The organism is Enterobacter sp. SECR19-1250 (assembly GCF_013391025.1).
Taxonomy (GTDB): domain Bacteria; phylum Pseudomonadota; class Gammaproteobacteria; order Enterobacterales; family Enterobacteriaceae; genus Enterobacter; species Enterobacter cloacae.
In genome coordinates this window covers 1-5,627 of the sequence record NZ_JACASJ010000176.1, presented here as the reverse complement: position 1 = coordinate 5,627, position 5,627 = coordinate 1, and the positions used below count along the sequence as shown (strand labels likewise).

Below are 5,627 nucleotides of genomic sequence, written 5' to 3'. Positions count from 1 at the left end.
ATCGTTAACTTAAGATACAAAAGCTGTTCGGAGATGGAGGGTCAAGATCATGTCAGCCTATGGAGAGTATGAGGAATGGAAAAAACCGATACACCAGGACATATCGCTGTCATCGAAAATTGCACAATGAGTGCCGTTGGGCTGCAGCATCTTTTTGCGATGCCGATGCTCAGCCATTATCGACTGCACCTCTTCAGTCAGTTCGAAAGCTTTAAAAAGGCGCTGACCAATATCTCTTTTTTCTCGGTGATCTATTCGCTCTCGGATGCGCGTGAAGAGCGTCGTAACTGCCTGGCTTCCCTGCGGGATCTCGCTTTCACCCATAGCGATATTCAGCGAATTGTACTTGCGTCTGATGACATGGAAGCGCGCCTGATAAGCCATCTGTCGCCTTCTCGTCTGCATGGCATTGTGAGTAAATCGGTACCGCTGAGCCACCTGCAGGAGGAGCTGGTGGTGCTATTGAGAGAGACGCATCATATCAATGACAATATGCTGAACCACTGGTATGTCAATCAAAACAGATTGTTAAGCCCAACGGAGCGGGCGATATTGCGGTATATGTCTTTCGGGTTTTCCATTCCTGAAATCGCGACACAACTTGAACGCAATATTAAAACCATCCGCGCGCACAAGTTTAATGCGATGGTGAAACTGGGGGGGAATTCTGACGTAGGGTTGCTTGATGCGGCGGATATTCTTACCCATCTTCCGGCAAGAGACATGCGCTGTTCGGTGTCAGGCTCGCCGGCATTTTTATAATCGGTGATTTTTTGATGCGCCAGATACATTCTGGCACATCAATTAAATGCATACATCGACCCACTTTGCGGACGTCAGCTCAGCCATCCGGTCGGGTGAAATGCGTACGGCGCTGTGGATGGCACCTGCGGCGGGCAGCACTTCCGCGTACTGTTTTAACGAAATATCGCAGTAAACAGAAAGTGGGTTTTCCAGCCCGAACGGACAGACTCCCCCGACGGGATGGCCTGTAATCGTCACCACTTCATCACTACTGAGCATGCGCGCTTTTGCACCAAAGGTATCTTTCAGTTTTTTGTTGTCCAGACGCGCATCGCCTTTCGCCACTACCAGAATCACCTCATTTTTTACTTTTAGCGATAACGTCTTGGCGATTTGTCCCGGCTCAACGCGATGAGCGGCAGCAGCCAGCGCAACGGTCGCGGTACTCTGACTCAGTTCAATGATTTCTATATCCGGCGCGTTGTCGGCAAAAAACTGCTGTACAGACTGCAAACTCATTGTTTCCTCCTGACAAATATCCTGCGTAATCTGTCATAAGAATTTATCTGCTGTAAATATCTCTTAAGTAACAAATATCCTACATGGCCGATTTCTGGATCGCCTTCACATTCACGGAAACCGGTTACAGTAACCGGTTGCAGAGCGTGAATCAGAGATTAATACTGAGGACGTAACGTCCCCTGTATCCAATAATAAGAGCACATTATGAAACCATTCCGTCTGAGCAGTACCGCTGGTACACGAGCCAGCAAGGTTGTGAAGCTGATTTATGGAACAACGTGTGGCGTGAAAACGCCCGTATCGAACGTCTGACAGGAGATCTGCTATGTCTGCCAACCATGCTGCGTTTAATCTGATATTCCGTTTCGTTGAAAATTACGTCAGTCCCATTGCCGGGCGGATCTCTTCCCAGCGTCATGTTATGGCTATCCGCGACGGGTTTATCTCCGCGATGCCCTTCATGATTGTCGGTTCATTTTTGTTAGTGTTTGCTTACCCACCGTTTTCGCCAGACACCACCTGGGGCTTCGCGCGCGCCTGGCTGGACATGGCAAAGCAATTTGAAGGCCAGATCCTGACGCCGTTCGATATGACGATGGGCATTATGTCCATCTATATTTGTGCGGCCATTGCCTATAACCTCGGCAAACACTATGTGAAATCGCATCAGTTAGATCCGTTCATGTGCGCCATGCTGTCGCTGATGGCGTTTCTGTTGGTGGCTGCACCTAAGACCAAAGGCACGCTGCCCGTAGACAGCCTGGGAGGCACGGGGATCTTTACCGCAATTCTGGTAGCAATCTACTGCGTTGAGATGATGCGTTTCCTCAAGGCGCACAATATCGGTATCCGTCTGCCGGACCAGGTTCCTCCGATGATCAAAAACTCCTTTGATCTGCTGATCCCGGTGCTGGTGGTCGTACTGACGCTCTATCCGCTGAGTTTGTTGATTCAATCTCAGTATGGCATGCTGATCCCGCAGGCCATTATGTCAATCTTCAAACCGCTGGTTTCCGCTGCGGATTCTCTGCCTGCCATCCTGCTGGCGGTGTTGATTGGTCATTTACTGTGGTTCGCTGGGATCCACGGGGCGGCAATTGTCTCCGGGATGCTGCAGATGTTCTGGCTGACCAATCTCGGGGCTAACCAGACCGCCCTTGCGGCAAGCCAGCCTCTTCCCCATATCTTTATGGAAGCGTTCTGGACGTTCTTTATCGTGATTGGGGGCTCGGGCGCGACAATGGGGCTGGTGTTCTGCTACCTGCGCAGCCGTTCAGCGCACCTGCGCTCCATCGGGCGTCTGAGCGTGGTGCCGAGCATCTTTAACATCAACGAACCGGTCATTTTTGGTACGCCGATCGTCATGAACCCGGTGTTCTTTATTCCGTTCCTGCTGGCGCCGATGGTCAACGCCGTGCTGGCCTGGGCGGCAATGAAGTTTGATCTGATTAGCCGCGTTATCTCTGTTGTTCCATGGACAGCACCCGCGCCTGTGGGCGCCGCATGGGCGCTGGGCTGGGATTTCCGCGCGGCCATTCTGGTAGTGGTGCTTGCGTGTGTCTCCGCCATCATCTACTTCCCGTTCTTTAAAGTGTACGAGAAGCAACTGCTGGAGCAGGAAGCGGAAGAAGCGCAGCGTAATGCGGAAGCGGAAAATCAGCAGGTGGCCTAGGTAAAAGCAAAACGGCAACATAAGTTGCCGTTTTTAGTGTTTGTTCCCTCTCCCTGTGGGCTTAGGGTTCCCCAGTAATTTTTTAACCATAAGCGATAACGCTGCTCTAAGAAGGACTGAGAGCATTCAGCGATGCCCTGGTCCGGCTGTAAATCGCTGAGGCGTTTCCTGCAGGCCGGGGCGAGGCGCATGGATGCGCCGAGAGGGCGGCTTTACAGGGACGTTACATCCGCCCGTCCCCGATAAGCCGGAAGGAATAAGCCGAAGGCACCGCGGAGCGGCGATTTACCGCCGGGAGCCCGGGTCGCCAGGGTGGTGGCGACTGAGCCACCCTGGCACGTTCACAAGTCATGCCGTTACAGAGTAGCAAGGAACATAAAGTGAACGGAATGACCTCCACAGCCGTATGTTTCCCCTCACCCCCGCCCTCTCCCAAAAGGAGAGGGGGCCGTCTGTGCAGGCATTATTTATGGGGATCCCTCAGCCCTGTGGGAGAGGGCCAGGGTGAGGGCATCAGGCCGGTCCTGACTACTTCAGCGTACAATCCCCGCACTGCTGAACGTCCGGCAGGCGATAGCGCTGGCAGCAAGTGCGGCGCACCAGAAGCCCGTCACGCGGCACCACGGTACGGAATAACGGGTTATCGCGGCCATCCGCAAGCTGTTTCGTAAAGAACAAGGACTGACGCAGGGCATCCACCTTCTCATCACCGAGCAGGGGCTTCATTTCCGTCAAATACCAGTGGATTAAATAGCCGGTATTACTCCAGATAAGCTTCCCGTTGATCTCACCTGTCTCTTCCAGAGCATTCACTACCGGCATCAGGGCGCGGGTCACGAGCCGCTCCATCCGCTGCGTGGCAGAAAGATGCATGGCCGTTGGGTCTTCGTGAAGATCGATCCAGAAGCAGGCCGCACGCCCCGTCTCGTGGAATTCAACGTGAAAATACTCCGGGGAGAGATCCAGCATGGTCTCCTGGGTGAGCAATGCCAGCATGAGCGGAGGCGCCATCAGGCCGATATACCATTGCGCCCAGAGAGAGAGCAGGGGCTTATTTTCCCGCGTAAGGGTGGGTTGATTGCGATAGATATGGTCAGAATAGGTTGCCAGCAGCGACTGGCGTTTTGCCGGCTGCTGCCACTGTGCCAGTGTCATCGCGTGGTGCGGATGCGGCTCATCCAGTTTGATAAAGTCCAGCAGATGGGCACGGGTTGCCGCTATCTTTTCGCGTATGGCTTCCGCAAGCGAAGAGTCTCCCGTGGTGAGACGGGCTCGCCAGAGGAGGGGTTCAACAGTCTGTACGGTATGAGTGGCCATAATAGATAGAAATCTAAATGATAATGATTGCCAATCCTAACTATTGCTCATACCGATGGCAAGACTTTTGTCCTGGAGAGAGAATGCTGTGCTTAAACCGCCTGTAGTTCTTCGCTGAGCAGAATGTTATTCCGCCCAAGATGCTTTGCTTCGTAGAGGGCTTTATCTGCTTTTTCCAGCGCGCCTTCTGCGTCTTCATTCTCAAAAATGGCAATACCAATGCTGATGGTGACGTTAGTCGCAACGCGCTCATTGAACATGTGGGGGATTTTTAAGTCGTACACTTTCTGACGAATGCGCTCTGCCGTCTGGCGGGCATGTTCCAGCGAGATGTTCGTCAGCAGTACCATAAACTCTTCTCCGCCAAACCGCGCCACAATATCCCGCGAGCGTACGGCATCACGAATGGCTGCCGAGACACGGATTAACGCCTGGTCACCCATCATATGGCCGTAGTGGTCGTTATAGGCCTTGAAGTGATCGATATCCATTAGCAGGACAAAGTGTTCGCCGTTCTCTACCGCAGGCAGATTCTCCAGTCGGCTTTGCAAGCCGCGACGGTTATACAGGCCGGTAAGTGGATCCATCATGCTGAGATCGGTCAGGGTTTCTCGTTCTTCCAGTAACCGGGAGAGAAGTTCCTGAGCGAAGCGATCGTTACGTCTTTGTAGTACGTGGTGAACGCCGATAGCCACGACCGGAAGAATGAAAGAGTAGATCATTCTCAACCAGTGTTCAGAGGGGCTTAACCACAGGCAGACAATAAATGCGGGTAATGAGTGGAGCGTAAACGCCTTGATATTAATGGCGAATGCCAGCGAACCGATAAAAAGCACCGTTAATAGCGCCATGATCAAATATGTCGCCCGATCCTGCGTAATTAACGAAAATTTTGAGGCGATTTGCCAGGCCCATAAAATACCGAATATCGCTGAAACCACAGGAATATTTATCTTGCGGGTACTCTTTTGCCAGTGCCAGAGCAGCAATCCGGTGCTGAGCGTAAAAATAGCCAGCAGGGGGAAAGATAACAGCTGAACAGAATAGAGCGGATTTGTTACCGAGAACACCGCTGAGGTTGCGTTCAAAAATAAAAATAAACGTAACGATAATTGATATTTGCTGTTGACCAAAGACCGCCAGGATTGTGATGTCATAGTAGTGCGTTTTTATTAAAAATTAATTAAAACAGACAAATGGATGTTGTTTCGCAATAATGGAAGCAAAAAAAATCAACGAGTAATTATCAGAGAAACTTTATGAGTAGTTAACAGGTGGGCAATTTATCACCTTAAACAATGCCTGTCATTACGGGAAAGGGACTTTGTTGAATAAATCGAACTTTTGCTGAGTTGAAGGATCAGATCACGCA

5 protein-coding genes are annotated in these 5,627 nt (G+C 51.5%); 2 read left to right on the top strand and 3 right to left on the bottom strand.

All coding sequences use genetic code 11. From position 1 onward, the window contains the following. The first annotated feature begins 126 nt into the window (after positions 1-126). Positions 127-762 carry a DNA-binding transcriptional activator BglJ gene (gene bglJ, locus HX884_RS25065; protein ID WP_178328953.1) on the top strand — a complete coding sequence of 212 codons (636 nt, stop codon included), beginning with the start codon at positions 127-129 and terminating at the stop codon, positions 760-762. 42 nt (positions 763-804) lie between these two features. Here the strand turns inward: bglJ and HX884_RS25060 are convergent, their stop codons facing one another. After that, complete coding sequence (locus tag HX884_RS25060; protein WP_013095474.1) at positions 805-1,263, bottom strand: YbaK/EbsC family protein; 459 nt, start codon at positions 1,261-1,263, stop codon at positions 805-807. 328 nt (positions 1,264-1,591) lie between these two features. Between HX884_RS25060 and HX884_RS25055 the strand changes: the two genes are divergently transcribed. After that, a complete protein-coding gene (locus tag HX884_RS25055; RefSeq protein ID WP_178328952.1) occupies positions 1,592-2,938 on the top strand; it encodes a PTS sugar transporter subunit IIC in 1,347 nt (448 codons plus the stop codon). Positions 2,939-3,466: 528 nt separating this feature from the next. Here HX884_RS25055 and fhuF read toward each other — a convergent pair. Both fhuF and HX884_RS25045 read right to left on the bottom strand, forming a co-directional pair. After that, positions 3,467-4,255 carry a siderophore-iron reductase FhuF gene (fhuF, locus tag HX884_RS25050; RefSeq protein ID WP_013095476.1) on the bottom strand — a complete coding sequence of 263 codons (789 nt, stop codon included), beginning with the start codon at positions 4,253-4,255 and terminating at the stop codon, positions 3,467-3,469. A 92-nt stretch (positions 4,256-4,347) separates the two neighbouring features. Beyond that, on the bottom strand, positions 4,348-5,412 hold the full coding sequence (locus HX884_RS25045) for a GGDEF domain-containing protein (RefSeq protein ID WP_057071042.1): 1,065 nt from the start codon (positions 5,410-5,412) through the stop codon (positions 4,348-4,350). Between the last annotated feature and the right edge of the window lie 215 nt (positions 5,413-5,627).

What these genes read in the sequence shown, in the direction of transcription:
- HX884_RS25060 (WP_013095474.1), bottom strand. Translation starts at nt 1,263, where the DNA reads ATGAGTTTGCAGTCTGTACAGCAGTTTTTTGCCGACAACGCGCCGGAT.
- fhuF (WP_013095476.1), bottom strand. Translation starts at nt 4,255, where the DNA reads ATGGCCACTCATACCGTACAGACTGTTGAACCCCTCCTCTGGCGAGCC.
- HX884_RS25055 (WP_178328952.1), top strand. Translation starts at nt 1,592, where the DNA reads ATGTCTGCCAACCATGCTGCGTTTAATCTGATATTCCGTTTCGTTGAA.
- HX884_RS25045 (WP_057071042.1), bottom strand. Translation starts at nt 5,412, where the DNA reads ATGACATCACAATCCTGGCGGTCTTTGGTCAACAGCAAATATCAATTA.
- bglJ (WP_178328953.1), top strand. Translation starts at nt 127, where the DNA reads ATGAGTGCCGTTGGGCTGCAGCATCTTTTTGCGATGCCGATGCTCAGC.